Source organism: Luteimonas sp. BLCC-B24 (assembly GCF_028550595.1).
Lineage (GTDB): Bacteria > Pseudomonadota > Gammaproteobacteria > Xanthomonadales > Xanthomonadaceae > Luteimonas.
On the sequence record NZ_JAQQGN010000010.1, the window covers coordinates 62,264 to 80,268 of the forward strand.

An 18,005-nucleotide genomic window follows, 5' to 3' on the forward strand; every position below is an offset into this window, starting at 1 on the left:
CGACGTCCGGCGTGCTCAACGCCCGGCAGAGAGCAGCCTGTCCAGCGGGCTCGTGACCGCGGACGCACCGCGCCCCAGCACATGGGCATAGATCTGCGTCGTCGCGACGTCCTCGTGCCCGAGCAGTTCCTGCACCGTGCGAATGTCGTGCCCCGCTTCGAGCAGATGCGTCGCGAACGAATGCCGCAATGTGTGGCAGGTGGCGGGCTTGAGAATACCGGCACGCACGCGTGCCCGCTTCACCGCCCACTGGAGCACTTCTTCCGACACGTGATGCCGACCGCTGCGCCCGGTGCGCGGGTCGGTGGACAGTCGCGCGGAGGGAAACAGGTACTGCCAGCCCGGCTCGCGATCCGCGCCGGGATACTTGCGCGCGAGCGCATGCGGCAGATGGACCCGCCCGCCACCGGAAGCCCGATCCGTCGCGTGCTGCACGAGCGCACGCGCGCGCTGGCGCTCGAGATCGGGTCGAAGGCTCACCGGCAGCGGTACGCGACGGTCCTTGCCCCCCTTGCCGTCGCGCACCGTGATCTCGCCACGCACGGCGTCGACGTCCTTGATCCGCAGCCGCAGGCATTCGAGAAGACGCATGCCGCTGCCATACAGCAGGCTGCCCATGAGCCAGCACGGCCCTTCGAGCGCGGCGAGCAGACGCGCCACCTCGTCCCGCGAGAGCACCACAGGCAACCGCCGCGGCCGCTTGGCCCGTGCCAGCCCCTCCATCCATGGCAGCTCGACCTCCAGCACCTCCCGGTAGAGAAAGAGCAAGGCCGCCAGCGCCTGGTTCTGGGTGCCGGCGGAGACTTGGCCCTCCGTGGCAAGCCCGGTCAGAAACGCCTCGACCTCCGCCTGCGCCATCTCACGCGGGTGACGCCTCCCGTGGCGATCACGAAGCGCCGGATCCAGGCCACATAGGCCTGCTCGGTGCGCACGCTGTAGTGCTTCACCCGCAGACGGGCCCGAACCTGCTCCAGCAAGCGCGGCCGTTGCTCGCCCGTGACGCCCTCGTTTCCGCCGGTGTAACTCATACGCCTGCATTCTCGTCGGATAACGCGGGCAGCGTCCGCCCTACGGGACGCCCGATGAATCCGCCAACGTGTTGATGCGGCGTAGGAATTTGCCCTCTTTCCGCCCGACCACCGATGCCCGATACTCGGCACAACACCGCGTTTTAGCGGTCCAATAGTTGTTAGGCGGCAATGAGACTTTCTCTCCAACCCGCAGATGATCAAGCGCTCGCGTTCTGCGAGTCGCTCAATCGCCGCAACATGGCTGGGTACCTTGCGGCGCGGGGCATCTCTTGGGATTCGAGCCGCTTTCTTGCTAGCTGGGTGGAGTTCGAGAACCTGATGATACTAGCGGAGTCCCAGGTAGTAGGTTTGCTGAGGCTGGTACCAGAGCAAGATGCGCTGGGACTCAGAGATCTCCAGATAGTCCCAGAACATCAAGGTCAAGGCATCGGTTCGTGGGCTGTGCAGCAAGCACAGTCTATTGCGGCCAGCCGCGGCTATCGGCGGTTGCAGCTCCGTGTCTACGAGGAGAATCCGGCCAAGGCGATGTATGCTCGCTTAGGCTTCAAGGCAGAATCAGTGGTCGACGGCTCGGTCCACATGGCGTGTGAGTTGCCGCCTAACAATTCATTCAAGCCGACGCCGCTTCGCGGCGCGGCTTAATTCAGGTGTTAGGCCATGAAGAATCTAGCGGTCATTTCAGTGTTACTTGTTTCAGGGTGTTCGGCAGCGCAGACCGAATCTGGTCGGGTCGATCCGGTCATCTTTTGTGAGCCATTCGAGCAGCTAGAGGAAGAGATGCCGGGTGAGGCAAAGCAAGAGCTACTTTGCTCTGCCACAGGAGCAATACATTCAGATGCACTTTGGCCTCGGGATGGCCGTAAGGAACCGGTTCGGCTTGTGGCAGGACAACGAGATCACACAATTCTTTCGTCAGAATGGCGTGGATCATCCGGACGACATGTCAATGCCGTTTATCGGCGGCTTCGTTGAGTACCTTCAAGGTCACAACGTAGATATGGTCAAAGCAATCGAGACTTATGGCCTGCCGCCGCCTCCGCCACCACCTCCTACAACAGATCCGGAATGAGTGGTTGGCCTAACAATTCATTCAAGCCGACGCCGCTTCGCGGCGCGGCTTAATTCAGGCGTTAGGCCTTCTTAGAAGCTATGCAGCTCTTCAATCTCACAACAGCTGAATTTGCGATCTCAAACATAGCTTTGCGCCGGATAAAGATTTCGCGCATCGCAGACCTGAATGATCCTTTTGAGCTGTTGCCCATAAACATTCGTGACAAGACTTTGCGAGCCGCAGCGCGCCAGACTCGCGACCAGATCGCGGAGACCCGTGGCGTCATCTGCTTCAGCAAGGATTGGTCAAATCCGGTGCTCTGGAGCCACTACGCAGACAAGCACCGCGGAATCGCGCTTGGATTCGAGGTGACGGATAGGTTCGCAATTCCAGTGACCTACGAGAAGGCTCTATCTAAAGTTGAGATCGATCAGCTCATGACTGCGGCCGATCCATCAGAAGATTTCGGCCGTATGCTGCTGGCCACGAAATTTGACGACTGGCGTTACGAGCGAGAATTTCGAGTCTTCGTTGACCTGACTCAGCATGAGCCAGAGGGCGGACTTTACTTCTGCCACTTTGACCAGCATCTTGCGCTCAGGTCAGTCATCCTCGGAGCAAGGTGTGAGATCCCCATCAGCCAGGTGCGCGAGCTTGTCTCAGCCTATCCTTACAAGGTGCATGTCAAGCGGGCACGGATTGCGTTTACAAAGTTTGCTGTTACCGAGAACCGACTCTTCCGGGAGAAGGCCTAACAATTCGTTCAAGCCGATGCCGCTTCGCGGCACGGCTTAACTCAAGTGTTAGGCCTCATGACAGAGTTCATAGCTCTCTTGGCGCATCCTCACCTGATTGGGCTCAACATCTTTATTGCCCTGTCATCTCTCATTGCCTGGCATGCGTGGCTCAAGCGGGCTCAGACTAGCGTCACACTGCTACGGGCACTTTGGCTCTTTTGCTTCTCGCTTCTCGCCATGTGGCTCATGCAGCAACAGCACCATGTGCTCAACGGAGAGCTGCTCCCCACTCGAGATAGTCCAGTAGCAGTATCGCTCAGGGGGGTGACGCGCTACGTATCCCAACGCCAAGCATGGCTGTACCAGTACGGCATAATTCCAATACTTGTTTTCGGCCTCTGTTATGTGGCAGTCGAGCGCATCCTCCTGCATCGCCGTGGTGAGGACTAACAGTTCGTTCAAGCCGACGCCGCTTCGCGGCGCGGCTTAATTCAGCAACTGTCTTGAGCTGGGCCGATCTCAGGCGGCAATCGCAGCACCTCCCGCGCTCTTCAATTCGGCCCGCCGTCTGGCATTGACGATCGTCAGCAGCTTCCGCATGCAGGCCACTAACGCGACCTCGCCGAGCTTCCCGCGCGCCCTGAGTTGTTGGTAGTGCGCACGCAGCGTCGGGTCCCAGCGCACGGCCGAGAGCGTGGCCATGTAGAGCGCGACGCGTACCGATGCACGTCCGCCGCGGATGCGGCGTTTGCCGTGCATCTGGCCGCTGTCGCAATTCATCGGTGCGACGCCGACCAATTTGGCAATCTGGTGCCGCGAGAGCGTGCCAAGTTCGGGCAGCAGTGCGAGAGTCGTGGCCTGGAAAATCGGCCCCATGCCTTTCGAAGATTGCAGCGCTGGCGTGGCGTGCGCCTTGAGCAGGGCGTGCATCTCACGGTCGATCGCAGCGAGTTCACGAGTGAGCGCCGCGACCGTACGATTGATCAGCTTGCGCACCGCAGGCGACGTCAACGCACCCTGCTGCTTCTGCGCCTGCAGCGTAGTCACGACCTGGCCGCGACGGCGCAGCCAATCCCGCAGTTCCCGCTGCCAGAGCGCGGGTGCTTCGTAGCGACGCAGACGACCTGCGAACAGGCCCGCGAACAGGCACAGCAGCCGTGCGTCGATCGTATCCGTCTTCGCCAGCTCACCAGTCGCACGCGCGAAGTCGCGTGCCTGGCGGGGGTTGATGCGTGCGACCCACATGCCCGAATCGCAGCACGCTTCGAGCAATGCATCCTCGTATCCGCCGGTGGCTTCGACGACGATGCGCGCGTCGGCAACGTCACCCAGTCGCCTAACTAGCTTGCGGATGCCCGCTGCGCTGTTGGCGAACCGCGTCACCTTGGCCATGCCCTCGATGGCAACATCCAACGCCGCCTTGCCTACGTCGATCCCGACTGCCGTCATCCCGATTCTCCGATAGAGTTGGCCGGTCGAGAGCATCGCGCCCGGGCCCACGCTTAGCAGTTCGAGGGGAAACCTCGTGCAACTGTCCGGGCGCGGGGCGCGAGATCCGGCGTGTGGCCCCTGCCGAATTACGGTGCTGCTACACCGAGGCGTTATCGGGCGCACACGCCGGGCTCTCGGCGCCTACAGTAGGGAAACTGGAAGACATAAGGTGTTAGGCGCATGCCAAGGATCCGCGAGCAAGGTCCAAGGCCGGGTCGTGTTTGGTCGCTCGAGGTTCCTGCGGACGTGGGGCGCCGCCGGCTAGCGCGGATCCTCAAGTCCATTCCTGGCGTTCGCTTGTCCGTTTCGCCGGGATGGTTCTCTTGGCTAAGTGATCGGCCCTTCTGTCGCTTCGAGTTCAACGGGCAGCAGTACGTTGTCGAGGCATCGTGGCCGGCAGGAGATGCTTTCGAGGTCAGTCCCGAGCCGCAAGGGTGCAAGCCGGCAACAGTTCAACTCAAGAAGGCGCTGGAGGATAGGCTCTAGCCAATGTATCGTCCGCGCCTAACTACTCGTTCAAGCCGAACCCGCATCGCGGGTCGGCTTAACCCAGGTGTTAGGGCGCATATGACACGTCTTCGTCTCTTGCTACTAGCAGCCACAGCCATCGCTCTCGGCTGCGCGCCCCGCACGCAGCCGGTTGGCACGGAGAGCACCACTGCGCCCGCTCAATTTGAGCACTCCGCTACCCCACTGGAGCCAAGCTCTCTGTCCTACAGCGCCGAAGTCGTTGGCTATGACGAAAATGGCCGTCACGCCACGCCTATCAAACAGGTGCCTAGCCACGCCGCACACTTTGCTTCGGGCCTGCTCATGGGCTCGGACCGGGGGGAGTGGGGCGGCGAACTTGTTTATCGAAACTCGCGAGGGGGTGACAGCATTCTGTTGCACGAGAATGTGCGAGGAATCGTGGTCAGGCAGCACGACGCCTTGGTATTTACCGGCTTGGCACATATGGGCGTGAACGATGGTGCTGTGTACCTAGTGAAGCCGGGCTCGGAGCCCAAGGCGCATCCAGTGCAGAAACTGATTGGGTCACCCAGGGAAATCCTTCGGGCAAAGGACGCCGTCCTTGTGCGAATCGATCTATTTAGTCGCCCGGACCCAACTGCCCGCGCCGTCCGAGTGAGCCGCTGCTATGCCCTCAGTGAAGAGTTGGCCCTCATGGAAACGGACTGTACGCGGATGCGCCCAAACAATTCGTCCAAGCCGACGCCGCTTCGCGGCGCGGCTTAACTCTGGTGTTAGGATCTTGATCAAATCCGAAGAAGACTGGAGAGAAGTAGATGGGCAGCTTTAGCATTTGGCACTGGATCATCGTGCTTCTGGTTTTGGCTGTCCCGATTGGCATTGGCGTCGTCATCTGGCTAATCATTCGAGCAGTCCGAAGGCCTGCCCGGCTGTCGACTTCGTTGATTGACGTCTCAGCCTCACCATCCCCAACGGCGGAGGCGCGGCTACAGGAGCTAGCTTCCCTTAGGTCCAAAGGTCAAATCACGGACTCTGAGTTCGAGCAACAACGTTCCACCATACTGCGGGGCATCTAGGCACGCGCCTAACAATTCATCAAAGCCGACGCCGCTTCGCGGCGCGGCTTGATTCACGCGTAGGCGTCCAAATTGCAGCCTCGTTTGCTTCAACCCATCCGGCTGCGCATCATCGCCACGAGACCGTGTGCGCTAGACAACGGCTTGACCGGGACGACAGCGGACTGGACGTTGTTGACCAGCCACCGTCAGAAGCGCCGGCTCGGTTGGCCGGCCCGGCGGCATGCATGCGCGCTGTCCGCTACCGGGCTGATACCACTCATGGGGGCGCGCGCTGACGTCATGTGAACAGCGCAAACGGAATACAGCCATGCCTTCCAGCAAACTCCAGGATGGAACGGTCCACGCGTTGCCCGCGGATTTCCGCGAGGCCATCGGGCGTGATGCCGCGGCGTCGAGCCTGTGGATGGACATCACGCCGCTGGCGCGGAATGAATGGATCTGCTGGGTCACCTCGCCGAAACAGGACGCCACCCGGCAGCGTCGCATCGCGGTCGGCATCGACAAGATGCGCACGGGCGTGCGCAGGCCATGCTGTTGGCCGGGTTGCCCGCACCGCTGAGGTGCGGGGAACGCGGGTGCGACCGGCTGCGCAGGCAGCCGCTCACCCGGGACCGGCTGTGTCGACGGGCTCAAGTCCGCCGGCTGCGGGCCGCTAACGAAGCCGGGGACCACGCTCTGCAGTCAGCCGTGCCCTGCGCCCGCCGCACGGGGGACCGGCGCTGCCCGACTGCTGCACCTTGCCGGCCTGCCGACGCACATGCTCCGCACGATCCGCACCGACCAGCTTCGTCCGGGCATGTACGTGCAGCGGCTCTGTGGCTCGTGGCTGGATCATCCGTTCTGGCGGGGGTCGTTCCTGGCCGATTCGGCGTCTGTGGCGCGGGTGCAGGCCAGTGGTGTGCAGACGCTGGTCATCGACAACGCCCTGGGGATCGACGCCGAACCCGATGCCCCGCGCCATGCGGCCAGCGGCGACGCATCGGCCGCCGAAGTCGTGCAGGGCGCCCCGTCGACTCCGACCGCGCAGGCGGCCACGCCGGAGGACATCACGCGCCCTCCCGCCGGCAGCGGCGGGTCGACGGTCAGCAGTTTCGACGCGGAGGTGAAGCAGGCCCGGCAGCTGCTGGAATCGGGCCGTGCGCTGGTCGAGGCGATGTTCAACGAAGCGCGCCTGGGGCGCAGCGTCGACACCGACGCCGCCACGCCACTGGTGGAGGCCCTGTGCGACTCGGTGCTGCGCAACCCGCATGCACTGGTCAGCGTGGCCCGCCTGAAGACCGCCGATGACTACACCTATCTGCACTCGATGGCGGTGGCCGGCCTGATGACCGCGCTGGCCCGGCAACTGGGGCTGTCCGAGGACGAGGTGCATGCGGCCGCGCGTGGCGGCCTGCTCCACGACATGGGCAAGGCGGTGACGCCGCCGGACGTGTTGAACAAGCCGGGCAGCCTGACCGAGGACGAATACAGCGCGATCCGCCGCCACCCCGAAGAAGGCCACCGGCTGCTGATCGAAAGCGGCGTGGACGATGCGGCGACGCTCGACATCGCGCTGCATCATCACGAGAAGATGGACGGTACGGGGTACCCGCACCGCCTGAGCGGCGAGCAGATCTCGCGGATGGCGCGGATGGCCGCGGTCTGCGATGTCTATGACGCGATCACGTCGAACCGGCCCTACAAGCGCGGCTGGTGCCCGGCGGAATCGCTGAAGCGCATGGCGTCGTGGACCGGCCATTTCGATCCGGTGATCTTCCAGGCGTTCGTCAAGAGCCTGGGCATCTATCCGGTGGGCACCCTGGTGCGGCTGCAGTCGCAGCAGCTGGGCGTGGTGATCGAACAGAGCCCGGCCGCGCTGCTCAAGCCCAAGGTGCGGGTGTTCCACTGCCTGCGCCGGCAGTCGCGGGTGCTGATGTACGACCTCGACCTGGCCGCCGCCGACTGCAACGACCGCGTGCTGCAGCTCGAGGTGCCCGGCGACTGGGGAATCCGCGATCTCGAGAAACTCTGGCTGCCCTGAGGCGTCGCGGCCTCAGGCATCGTGGGTGCACTCGTCCTCGCGCACGCGGAACCACGCGGCGTACAGCGCGGGCAGGAAGATCAGCGTCAGCAGGGTCGCGACCGTCAGCCCGCCCATGATCGCGACCGCCATCGGCCCGAAGAACACGCTGCGCGAGAGCGGAATCATCGCCAGGATCGCAGCGAGTGCGGTCAGCACGATCGGGCGGAACCGGCGCACCGTCGCGTCGACCACCGCGTCCCAGCGCGCGTGGCCGGCCGCGATGTCCTGCTCGATCTGGTCCACCAGGATGATCGAGTTACGCATGATCATGCCGGCCAGCGCGATCGTGCCGAGCATGGCGACGAAGCCGAACGGCACCCGGAACACCAGCAGGAACAAGGTGACGCCGATCATGCCCAGCGGCGCGGTCAGCAGCACGAGCGCGCTGCGCGAGAAGCTGCGCAGCTGCAGCATCAACAGCGTCACCACGACGAACAGGAACAGCGGCAGGCCGGCCTTGATCGAATCCTGGCCCTTGCCGGAATCCTCCACCGTTCCGCCGGTTTCCAGGCGATAGCCCGACGGCAGCTCCGCGCGGATCTGCTCGAGCGTGGGCAGGATCTGCGCTACCACGGTCGGCGGTGTGGCATCGCCGTGGATGTCGGCGCGCACCGTCACCGTGGGGAGGCGGTCGCGGTGCCAGATGATGCCGTCCTCGAACGTCGATTCCAGCCGCGCCACCTGGGCCAGCGCCACCGCCTGCCCGCTCGGCGTGGGGATGGCGAGACTGTCGAGCATGCCGAGCTGGCCGCGTTCCTCGGCGGGGCCGCGCATGACGATGCCGATCAGTTCGTTGCCCTCGCGGTAGGTACTGATCTGCATGCCCGACAGCGCGCTCGACAGGAACTGCGCCACCTGCTGCGAGCTCAGGCCGAGCACGCGTGCGCGCTCCTGGTCGATGACCAGGCGCACGACGCGGCTGGGCTCGTCCCAGTCGAGATTGACGTTGGCGACGTTGGGATTGGCGCGCACCTGCCCGGCGACCGCCTCGGCGATGGCGCGCACGCGCTCGACGTGCTCGCCCGAGACGCGCAGCTGCACCGGATAGCCCACCGGTGGCCCGGTCTCGAGCCGGGTCACGCGCAGCTGCAACTCCGGAAACACCGGGGCCACCTCGTCGATCAGCCAGGCGCGCACGCGTTCGCGCGCCGCGACATCGGTGGTGGTGATGACGAACTGGGCGAAGTTCGCCTGCGGCAGTTTCTGGTCCAGCGGCAGATAGAAGCGCGGGGAGCCGCTGCCCACATAGGCCACGCGGTAATCGATGCCGTCGCGGCCGTCGAGCATGGCATCGAGCCGCGCAGCCGCCGCCTCGGTCGCGCGCAGCGAACTGCCCTCGGCCAGTTCGACGTCGACCATCAACTCCAGCCGCGTCGAGTCGGGGAAGAACTGCTGGGGCACGAAGCGGAACAGCAGCAGCGATGCGACCAGCGCTGCGGCGGTCGCGCCGATGACCAGCCAGCGATGGCGCAGCGCCCAGTGCAGCCACGTGCGGAAGCGCCGGTAGAACGGCCGCTGGTAGGGATCGTGGTCGTGCGCATGCGGCGCTCCTGGCGCCAGCGCGAATGCGAGGGCCGGCCAGCGATCCGCGGCCCGCGCGCGCGCATCACGCCAGCGCGCGGGCAGCGAGCCGGGCTTCGGCGGCTGCGGATGCGCGAGGTCGGGCAGCATCTTCTCGCCCAGCAACGGGATGAACAGCACCGCCGCGATCCACGATACGACGAGCGCGATCGTCACCACCTCGAACAGCGAGCGCGTGTATTCGCCGGTGCTCGACGCGGCGGTCGCGATCGGCAGGAAGCCGGCCGCGGTGACCAGGGTGCCGGTGAGCATGGGGAACGCGGTATGGGTCCATGCGTAGCTCGCCGCCGCGAGCCGGCTGTCGCCCTGCTCCATGCGGATGGCCATCATCTCCACGGCGATGATCGCGTCGTCCACCATCAGGCCCAGCGCCAGCACCAGCGCGCCGAGCGAGATCTTGTGCAGGCCGATGTCGAACTGGTCCATCGCGATGAAGGTCATCGCCAGCACCAGCGGAATCGACACCGCGACCACCAGGCCGGTGCGGAAGCCCAGCGAGACGAAGCTCACCAGCAGCACGATGATCACCGCCTCGGCCAGCACCTTGACGAACTCGCCCACCGAGTCGCGCACGGCGCGCGGCTGGTCGGACACCTGGCGCAGCTGCATGCCCGCCGGCAGCGTCTCCTGCAGACGGGCGAATTCGCGCTCGAGCGTGCGCCCCAGTCGCAGGATGTCGCCACCGTCGTGCATCGCCACCGCGATGCCGATCGCATCCTCGCCCATGAACCGCATCCGCGGCGCGGCCGGGTCGGCGAAGCCGCGTTCGACCGTGGCGATGTCACCGAGGCGCACGGTGCGGTCGCCGGCGCGGATCGGGAATGCGCGGATCGCCTCGACCGAGTCGAACGCGCCGTCCACGCGCAGCGGCACGCGCACGTCGTCGGTTTCGTAGAACCCGGCCGCGGCGATCGCGTTCTGCTCGGCCAGCGCCTGCTGCACCTGGGCCATCGAGACCCCCAGGGTGGCCAGGCGCGTATTGCTGAGTTCGATCCAGACCTTCTCGTCCTGCAGGCCGACCATCTCCACCTTGCCGACATCGGGCACCTGCTGCAGTTCGCGCTGGATGCGGTCGGCGTAGTCCTTCTTGATCGCGTAGTCGAAGCCTTCGCCGGTGAGCGCATAGATGTTGCCGAAGGTGTCGCCGAACTCGTCGTTGAAGAACGGGCCCACGATGTCCTGCGGCAGTTGCGGCCGGAGATCGCCGACCTTCTTGCGCACCTGGTACCAGAGGTCGGGAATCTGCGCCGAGCGCATGTCGTCGCGCGCATGGAAGACGATCTGCGATTCGCCGGCGCGCGAGTACGAGCTGACGAACTCGTAGTCGCCGGTTTCCATCAGCACGCGCTCGATGCGTTCGGTGACCTGGCGCGAGACCTGCTCGGCCGTCGCGCCCGGCCACTGGGTCTGGATCACCATCGCCTTGAAGGTGAAGGGCGGATCCTCGGACTGGCCGAGCCGGCCGTAGGAGAAGATGCCCGCCACCGCGACGACGAGCATCATGTACAGCACCAGGGTGCGGTTGCCGAGCGCCCATTCGGACAGGTTGAAACGGCTCATGCGCGGTGCACCGCTGTGGGCTCAGGCGAAGACGCGGCTGCGGCCGCGGCGTCGCGCATGCGCCTGAAAGACGCGCGCGCCGGACGCCGACCGCCAGCCGGCGGGGATGGCGCGTCGACGCGCGCCGCGCGCGACCGGCCTGCCATGGCGGTCATTGCCCTGCCGCCGGCACGGTCGTCTGCAGCGCCACGGGCCGGTTCTCGCGGTCGACCGGCGCCACCCGCTGCCCGTCGCGCAGCAGATGCCCGCCGGCCGCGACCACCAGTGCATCGGGAGCCAGCCCCGACAGCACGGTGACGCTGCGTGCGCCGTAGGCGCCGGTCTCCACGGCGACCGAGCGCAAGGTGCCGCTGTCGCGGTCCACGACCCACACCGCCTTGCCGCCGTCGGCGCCGGGCTGGATCGCGGTCAGCGGCACCTGCAGCGCACCGGCCGCGCGCGTGCCGGCCAGGTGCACACGCGCGCTCTGGCCGAGTTCGAGACCGTCGACGGCGTCACCGGTGAGCGCCACGCGCGCGGCATAGGTGCGCACCTGGGGATCGGCGGCCGCGGCGATCTCGCGGATCGTGCCCGGCACGCGCACACCGGGCCGGTTCCACAGTTCGATCTCGGCCGGCTGGCCGATCGCGTATGCGCCGATCTGCGATTCGGGCAGCGCGATCGCGACTTCGCGCCCCCCGTCCCCGGCGAGCATGAAGATCGTCTGCCCGGCCGCGACCACCTGCCCGGCTTCGGCCTCGCGGCTCGCGATCACGCCGTCACGCGGCGCCCGCAGTTGCGTGTAGCCGGCCTGGTTGCCGGCGACGTCGGCCTGCGCGCGGGCCGCGCGCAGCTGCGACTGCGCCGCCGTGTAGGCCGCGTCCTGGGCGTCCATCTGCGAACGGCTGATCAGCTGCTGGTCGACGAGCGCGGCATAGCGCGCGCGGTCGGTGCGGGCGCGGGCGTACTCGCCTTCGGCCGCGGCCACCTGGGCCTGCGCCGATTGCTGCTGCAGGCGCAGATCGCCGGGATCGATCTCGGCCAGCACCTGACCCCGGCGCACCTGGGCGCCCGCGTCGACATCGCGCCGGATCAGTTGTCCGCCGACCTGGAACGCCAGCGCGCTTTCCTCGCGCGCCCGGATCTCGCCGGAGAACGTCGCGCCGCCGAAGGCGTCCGCCGCCGCGGGCGTGGTCACGAGCACCGGGCGCGGCGCCGGTTCGGGCGCGCTGCGGTCACCGCAGGCGGCCAGTGCGAGCACACCGGCAGCCAGCAGGGGCCATGCGTGGCGGGTGGGGCGGATCGGAGTCAGGCGGCGCATCGCGACCGTCCAGCGAAGGGGGATACGGACGCGTATCGTATATTTTCAGAACTGATTGGTATAGTATTAGCGCAATGAACAATCGCCCCGCCCCCGTTGCCGACGCCGCCGCGGAATCGCGCACGTCGGGACCCGGTCGCCCCAAGGATCTCGCCAAGCGGGCGGCGATCCTGCAGGCCGCCGAACGGATGTTCCTGCAGCAGGGCTACGAGGGCGTCAGCATGGACCAGATCGCGGCCGAGGCCGGCGTGTCCAAGCTCACCGTCTACAGTCATTTCGGCGACAAGGACACTTTGTTCACCGAGGCCGCGGCCGCGTATTGCGAGCAGCAGATGCCGGCCTCGGTGTTCGAACCGGCGCCGGCCACGCCGATCCGCCAGCGCCTGATCGAAGTGGCCGAGGCCTTCTTCGCCATGGTCGGTTCGCCCGAAGCGATCGCCGGCCACCGTCTGCTGTGCACACCGCAGATGGTGGAAAAGCGCCTCCCGCAGCGGTTCTGGAAGAGCGGCCCGGAGCGCGTGCAGGCCGCGTTCGCGGCGCTGCTGCGCCGGCGCATCGAAACCGGCGATCTGGACATCGACGACGCCGAGGTGGACACGGCCGCCGCCCAGTTCTTCGTGCTGCTCAAGGGCGACCTGCACCAGCGCATGGTGTTCGACTGCGACGGGGCCGGCGACTGCGCGGCCCAGCGGCGCGCGCACCTCGAGGCGTCAGTGACGATGTTCCTGCGCGCCTACGGGCGCGACCGTCCCGGCCGCTGAGGGGCCCGGACCACGCCCTGCATGCCGTCGGTGCCGGTGACTTCCGGCACTGCGTGAACCGAAGTGCCCCCGCGATGATGACCCGGCCGGCGACCGCTAGAATTGCGCGCTGGCGAACGAAGGAAACCGCAACGATGACGATCGACTACGCCAAGGCCCGCGCGGCGATGGTGGAACAACAGGTCCGACCCTGGGACGTGCTCGACCCGCGCGTGCTCGAGACGATTGCCCGCGTGCCGCGCGAGGCGTTCGTCGCCGATGCACACCGGGCACTGGCCTATGCCGACCTCGCGCTGCCGCTCGGCCACGGCGAGACCATGCTCAAGCCCGTGGTCGAAGGCCGCGCGCTGCAGGCGCTGGGCCTGGCGCCGGACGAGAGCGTGCTGCAGATCGGCACCGGCAGCGGCTACCTCGCCGCGTGTCTCGGCTACCTGGCGCGCGACGTGGTGTCGCTCGAGCGTCACGCCGACCTCGCCGATGCCGCGCGCAGCCGGCTGACCGCGCAGGGCATCGCCAACGTCGACGTCGTCGCGGCCGATGCCTTCGCATGGACCAATGACCGCCGCTTCGACGCGATCTGCGTCGGCGCCGCCGCCGAAATCGTGCCGGCCGGCTTCCTCGAGTGGCTGCGTCCGGGCGGCCGGATGTTCATCGTGCGCGGTGTCGCGCCGGCGATGGAAGCGGTGCTGGTCACGCGCGCGGGCGAGGGCGTCAACGCGCCGCGCATCGAATCGTTGTTCGAAACCGAACTCGCCTATCTCGCGGGTGCCGCGCCGGTGCCGCGCTTCTCCTTCTGATCGTTCCCAAGGATCTCCCGATGTTCCGCCGCCCCCTGTTCCTGTCGCTCGCGCTGGCGCTGACGTCCAGCCCGCTGCTGGCCGCTGATCTCGTCCAGACCTACGAACTGGCCCGCACCAACGACCCCACGCTGTCGATCGCCGAATCGCAGCGCCTGTCGACCCGCGAAGGCGCGGTGCAGGCACGCGGCGCGCTGCTGCCGCAGATCGGCGGCAGTGCATCGTTGACCGACACGCGTGCTGCTGGCGTGTCCGGCCATCTGCGCCGCCGCAGTTACGGCGTCAGCGCCAACCAGGTGCTGTTCGACTGGGGCCAGATCGCCACGTTGCGCTCGCAGCAGGCGTTGAGCACCGCGGCGGACTTCCAGCTCGATGCCGACAACGATGCACTGATCACGCGCACCGCGGCGGCGTACTTCGACGTGCTGATCGCCACCGAAACCCTGGCCGCGGCCGAGGCGGCCGAGGCGGCATTCCGCCGCCAGTTCGATTTCGCCGACAAGCGTCTCGAGGTGGGCCTGGCACCGATCACCGACGTGCACGAGGCCCGCGCGCAGTACGACGGCGCCCGCGCCAACACCATCGTCCAGCGCAACGCACTGCAGGATGCCTACCAGGCCCTGGCCGAGATCACCGGCTCGGAAATCCGCGATCTTCGCGGCCTGCCGGACGACTTCACGCCGCAGCTGCCGGAAGGCCGCGACGCCGAGGCCTGGGTGGCCACCGCGCTCGCGCAGAATCCGCAGCTGCAGGCACTGCGTTACCAGGTCACGGCGTCCGAACACGGCGTGACCGCTGCGCGATCCGCGCACTTGCCCACGCTGGATCTGGGCGCGAGCTACAGCAACAGCAGCTCCTGGGGCGAACGCAACCTTGCATCGCAGCAGCTCGAATCCGAAGGCAACAGCATCGGCATCACGCTGACCGTGCCGATCTTCACCGGCGGCATCACCCAGTCGCGCGTGCGCCAGTCGATCGCCCAGCGCGACATCACCGCCGACCAGTACGAGGCGCAGCGCCGCGCGATCGAGCGCAACACGCGTAACGCCTACCAGGGTCTCGTCGCCGGCATCACCGAGGTCGAAGCGCGTCGCCTGGCCCTGGTGTCGGCCAACAGTGCCTACGAGGCCTCCCAGGTCGGCCTGGAAGTCGGCACGCGCACCGTCATCGACGTGCTGATCAACCAGCAGAACCTGTTCTCGGCGCGTCAGCAGTACGCGTTCGCCAAGTACAACTTCCTGCAGAGCCGGCTGCTGCTGGAGCAGGCCGCGGGCACGCTGGACATCGGCAACCTGCAGGACATCAACCGTCAGCTGACGGTCGACGTCGCCAGCATGGGCGCAGCCACGGGCACCGGCGAGGCGAATCCGCCGCAGTAAACCGCTCCGGTCTCAATCCTTCGACGGCGCGGATCGCATCCGCGCCGTTGTCGTCTGCGGGGCCGGAAGATCGGCCTCGATCAGGGCCAGCGTGCGTTGCAGCGCACCGCGGCCGGCGGCCACCAGCTCGCGACCGGCCTCGGCCATCGACGCCCGCGCGCCGGCATCGCCGAGCAGTTCGGCCAGATGTGTGTGCACCGCGTCGGCATCGGCACCGATGCGCAACGCACCGGCCTTGCCCAGCTGGCGCGCGATGTCGGTGAAGTTCTGCAGGTGCGGGCCGGTGACCACGGGCACGCCGACCGCGGCCGGTTCGAGCAGGTTGTGGCCGCCGATGTCCTGCAGGCTGCCGCCGACGAAAGCCACGTCGGCGCAGGCGAAGAACGCGCCGAGTTCACCCAGGGTGTCGAGCACGAAGACGTCGTCACCGGCGTCCGGCCACGTGGTCATCGCGCGCGTGGCCACGCGCCAGCCGGCCTCGACCGCCAGTTGCGCCGCACCGCGGAAGCGCTCGGGGTGCCGCGGCGCCCAGACCAGCAGCAGATCCGGCCAGCGCGCGCGCAGCCGGCGATGCAGATCGATGACGATGGCCTCTTCGCCCGGATGCGTGCTGGCCGCGATCCAGACCGGCCGGGTCCCTGCGCGCGCGGTGAATTGGGCCGCCAGCGCCGCGACCGCGGACTCGTCGATGGCGATGTCGAACTTGAGGTTGCCGGTGTCGAACACGCGCTCGCGCAAGGCGCCCAGCTTGACGAAGCGGCGGCCGTCGTCGGACGACTGCGTGGCGACCTTGCCGACGGTGCGCAGCGCCCGGCCCACCAGTGGGCGCAGCACCCGGTAGCCCCGCAGCGAGCGGGCGGACAGCCGCGCATTGACGATCGCGACCGGAATGCCCGCGTCGCGGCAGCAGAACAGCAGGTTCGGCCACAGTTCGGTCTCGACGATCAGACCGACCGCAGGCCGGAAATGCGCCAGGAACCGGCGCACGGCGCCCGACAGGTCATAGGGCAGGTAGACGTGCTCGACGCGGCTGCCCCACAGTGCACGCACGCGCTCGGAGCCGGTCGGCGTGATCGTGGTCACCAGCACGCGACGCGCAGGATCACGCGCCAGCAGCGCATTGATCAACGGCGCCGCCGCATTGACCTCGCCCACCGACACCGCGTGCACCCAGACCGGCGTGGGCCGCGGTTCGACGCTGTAGACGCCGTAGCGCTCGTTCCAGCGCTGGAGATAGGCCGGCTGGCGGAAGCCGCGCCAGATCAGGTGATACACCGTGACCGGTGCGAGCACGACCAGCAGGGTCGAATACAGGCCGCGCAGCAGGCGTTCGATGAGGTCGGGCGGCATCGCGACAGGATAGCGGATGGGCGCGCGCGGATCGGATGTCGGCTGTCGCCGCGCAGGGATCGGGGACGGCGCGCTTCACCGCGTACGCGCGGTGCGTCGACATGCAGCTTCTACAATGGCCGCATGTCCTCCGCGCCCCCGGCCCGTCCCCGTCCACCGCTTGCGCCCCGGCACTGGCCCGCCTGGTGCGGCATCGGCCTGATGGCGCTGGCCGCGCGTCTGCCCTGGTCCTTGCAGCGCGTGCTCGGCCGTCTGCTCGGCGACGTGCTGCGGCAGGTTCTGTCCGGTCGCCGGCGCATCGCCGCACGCAATCTCGATCTCTGCCTGCCGGATCTCGATGCCGCCGCGCGCGCCGATCTGCTGCGCGCCCATTTCCATTCGCTCGGCATCGGCCTGTTCGAATTCGCGCGGGCCTGGTGGGGCTCGGTCGCGCCCTTGCGCCGCGGCCTCGTCGTCGAGGGACTCGAACACATCGAGGCCGCGCGCGCCGGCGGCCGCGGCGTCATCGTGGTCTCGGGCCACTTCACCACGCTCGAGGTCTGCGGCCGGCTGATGTGCGACCACGTGCCGCTGGCCGGCATGTATCGCCCGCACACCGAGGCGGCGATGGAATGGGCGGTGCGTCGTGGCCGCGAGCGCTACGCGGCGGCCATGTTTCCCAAGCGCGACGTCCGCGGCACCGTGCGGCATCTCAAACGCGGCGGCCTGCTCTGGTACGCACCCGACCAGGACCCCAGCGGTGGCGACGCGGTCTACGTGCCGTTCTTCGGCCGGCCTGCGCACAGCCTGACGTCGACCCATCAGCTGGCGCGCATGTCGGGCGCGGCGGTCGTGCTGTTCGGCCATCGCCGGCGCGCCGACGGCGGCTACACGCTGACGCTGTCGCCCGCGCTCGCCCCCTATCCGTCCGATGACGCGACCGCGGACACCGCGGCGGTCATGGCCGGGATCGAAGCGATGGCGCGTGCGGCGCCGGACCAGTACCTGTGGATCCATCGCCGGTTCAAGCGGCAGCCCGACGGCGTCGCCCTCTACGACTGACGGCCACGCGCGCCGGCATCGCCGGCCGTGCGGTGGATCCGCACGTGGCGGATCGCGTCGAGGTGCGTCCTGCAGCGGGACGCCTTCTGCATGTCCAGGTGTCGGACCCGCGGTCCGCCGCCTGGCGTGCGTCCGGCGACCACGCGCAGTGCGCGTCGAACGCGCGTGCGTCGGGTCGGCTGGCTTCCCGCGGTCACGCCGCCTCCACGGCCGCGACCCGGCGCGGTCCATTCCCGAACCGTCCGGAAATGTCAGCCCCCGGGCCCGGCGCCGCACATGCCGCGCTGGGCATCCCACACATCCGGTCGAGCGCG

The 18,005-nt window shown here is 67.4% G+C and carries 13 protein-coding genes and 1 pseudogene; 9 read left to right on the forward strand and 5 right to left on the reverse strand.

The features are described from left to right. Nucleotides 1-15: 15 nt before the first annotated feature. Nucleotides 16-1,028 (reverse strand): annotated as a pseudogene (locus PQS31_RS15930) (integron integrase). 171 nt (nt 1,029-1,199) lie between these two features. On the opposite strand from PQS31_RS15930, the gene PQS31_RS15935 reads away from it, so the two are divergent. From PQS31_RS15935 to PQS31_RS15945, 3 genes are all read left to right on the forward strand, one after another. Further along, the gene (locus PQS31_RS15935) at nt 1,200-1,673 is read left to right on the forward strand and encodes a GNAT family N-acetyltransferase (protein WP_272763804.1); all 474 of its coding nucleotides are present in this window, start codon (nt 1,200-1,202) and stop codon (nt 1,671-1,673) included. A 142-nt stretch (nt 1,674-1,815) separates the two neighbouring features. Continuing rightward, nucleotides 1,816-2,100, forward strand: a complete 285-nt coding sequence (locus PQS31_RS15940; RefSeq protein ID WP_272763806.1) for a DUF6794 domain-containing protein — start codon at nt 1,816-1,818, stop codon at nt 2,098-2,100. An 80-nt stretch (nt 2,101-2,180) separates the two neighbouring features. Beyond that, entirely contained in the window at nt 2,181-2,837 is a 657-nt protein-coding gene (locus PQS31_RS15945; RefSeq protein ID WP_272763807.1) for a DUF2971 domain-containing protein, read from the forward strand. Between the two features lie 501 nt (nt 2,838-3,338). Here PQS31_RS15945 and PQS31_RS15950 read toward each other — a convergent pair. Next, nucleotides 3,339-4,268 carry an IS110 family transposase gene (locus PQS31_RS15950; RefSeq protein ID WP_272763808.1) on the reverse strand — a complete coding sequence of 310 codons (930 nt, stop codon included), beginning with the start codon at nt 4,266-4,268 and terminating at the stop codon, nt 3,339-3,341. Nucleotides 4,269-6,206: 1,938 nt separating this feature from the next. Here PQS31_RS15950 and PQS31_RS15955 point away from each other — a divergent pair. Together PQS31_RS15955 and PQS31_RS15960 are read left to right on the forward strand one after the other, a co-directional pair. Beyond that, entirely contained in the window at nt 6,207-6,419 is a 213-nt protein-coding gene (locus tag PQS31_RS15955; protein WP_272763809.1) for a YdeI/OmpD-associated family protein, read from the forward strand. A gap of 198 nt (nt 6,420-6,617) precedes the next feature. Further along, a complete protein-coding gene (locus tag PQS31_RS15960; protein ID WP_272763810.1) occupies nt 6,618-7,880 on the forward strand; it encodes an HD-GYP domain-containing protein in 1,263 nt (420 codons plus the stop codon). 12 nt (nt 7,881-7,892) lie between these two features. Here the strand turns inward: PQS31_RS15960 and PQS31_RS15965 are convergent, their stop codons facing one another. Both PQS31_RS15965 and PQS31_RS15970 read right to left on the reverse strand, forming a co-directional pair. Continuing rightward, entirely contained in the window at nt 7,893-11,063 is a 3,171-nt protein-coding gene (locus PQS31_RS15965; RefSeq protein ID WP_272763811.1) for an efflux RND transporter permease subunit, read from the reverse strand. A gap of 151 nt (nt 11,064-11,214) precedes the next feature. Then, nucleotides 11,215-12,363 carry an efflux RND transporter periplasmic adaptor subunit gene (locus tag PQS31_RS15970; protein ID WP_272763813.1) on the reverse strand — a complete coding sequence of 383 codons (1,149 nt, stop codon included), beginning with the start codon at nt 12,361-12,363 and terminating at the stop codon, nt 11,215-11,217. Between the two features lie 74 nt (nt 12,364-12,437). On the opposite strand from PQS31_RS15970, the gene PQS31_RS15975 reads away from it, so the two are divergent. The 3 genes from PQS31_RS15975 to PQS31_RS15985 all read left to right on the forward strand — a co-directional run bounded on the left by PQS31_RS15975 (nt 12,438) and on the right by PQS31_RS15985 (nt 15,300). After that, nucleotides 12,438-13,124: a TetR/AcrR family transcriptional regulator gene (locus tag PQS31_RS15975; protein ID WP_272763815.1), complete on the forward strand. Its 687-nt coding sequence runs from the start codon at nt 12,438-12,440 to the stop codon at nt 13,122-13,124. Nucleotides 13,125-13,258: 134 nt separating this feature from the next. After that, on the forward strand, nt 13,259-13,921 hold the full coding sequence (locus PQS31_RS15980; protein ID WP_272763816.1) for a protein-L-isoaspartate O-methyltransferase: 663 nt from the start codon (nt 13,259-13,261) through the stop codon (nt 13,919-13,921). Between the two features lie 20 nt (nt 13,922-13,941). Further along, nucleotides 13,942-15,300 (forward strand): TolC family outer membrane protein, encoded by a 1,359-nt coding sequence (locus PQS31_RS15985; protein WP_272763817.1) that lies wholly within the window; start codon nt 13,942-13,944, stop codon nt 15,298-15,300. Nucleotides 15,301-15,312: 12 nt separating this feature from the next. On the opposite strand, the gene waaA is transcribed toward PQS31_RS15985, so the two are convergent. Continuing rightward, the gene (gene waaA / locus PQS31_RS15990; protein ID WP_272763819.1) at nt 15,313-16,650 is read right to left on the reverse strand and encodes a lipid IV(A) 3-deoxy-D-manno-octulosonic acid transferase; all 1,338 of its coding nucleotides are present in this window, start codon (nt 16,648-16,650) and stop codon (nt 15,313-15,315) included. 123 nt (nt 16,651-16,773) lie between these two features. Here waaA and lpxL point away from each other — a divergent pair, with 123 nt between their 5' ends. Next, nucleotides 16,774-17,691: an LpxL/LpxP family Kdo(2)-lipid IV(A) lauroyl/palmitoleoyl acyltransferase gene (lpxL, locus tag PQS31_RS15995; RefSeq protein WP_272763820.1), complete on the forward strand. Its 918-nt coding sequence runs from the start codon at nt 16,774-16,776 to the stop codon at nt 17,689-17,691. Nucleotides 17,692-18,005: the final 314 nt, after the last annotated feature.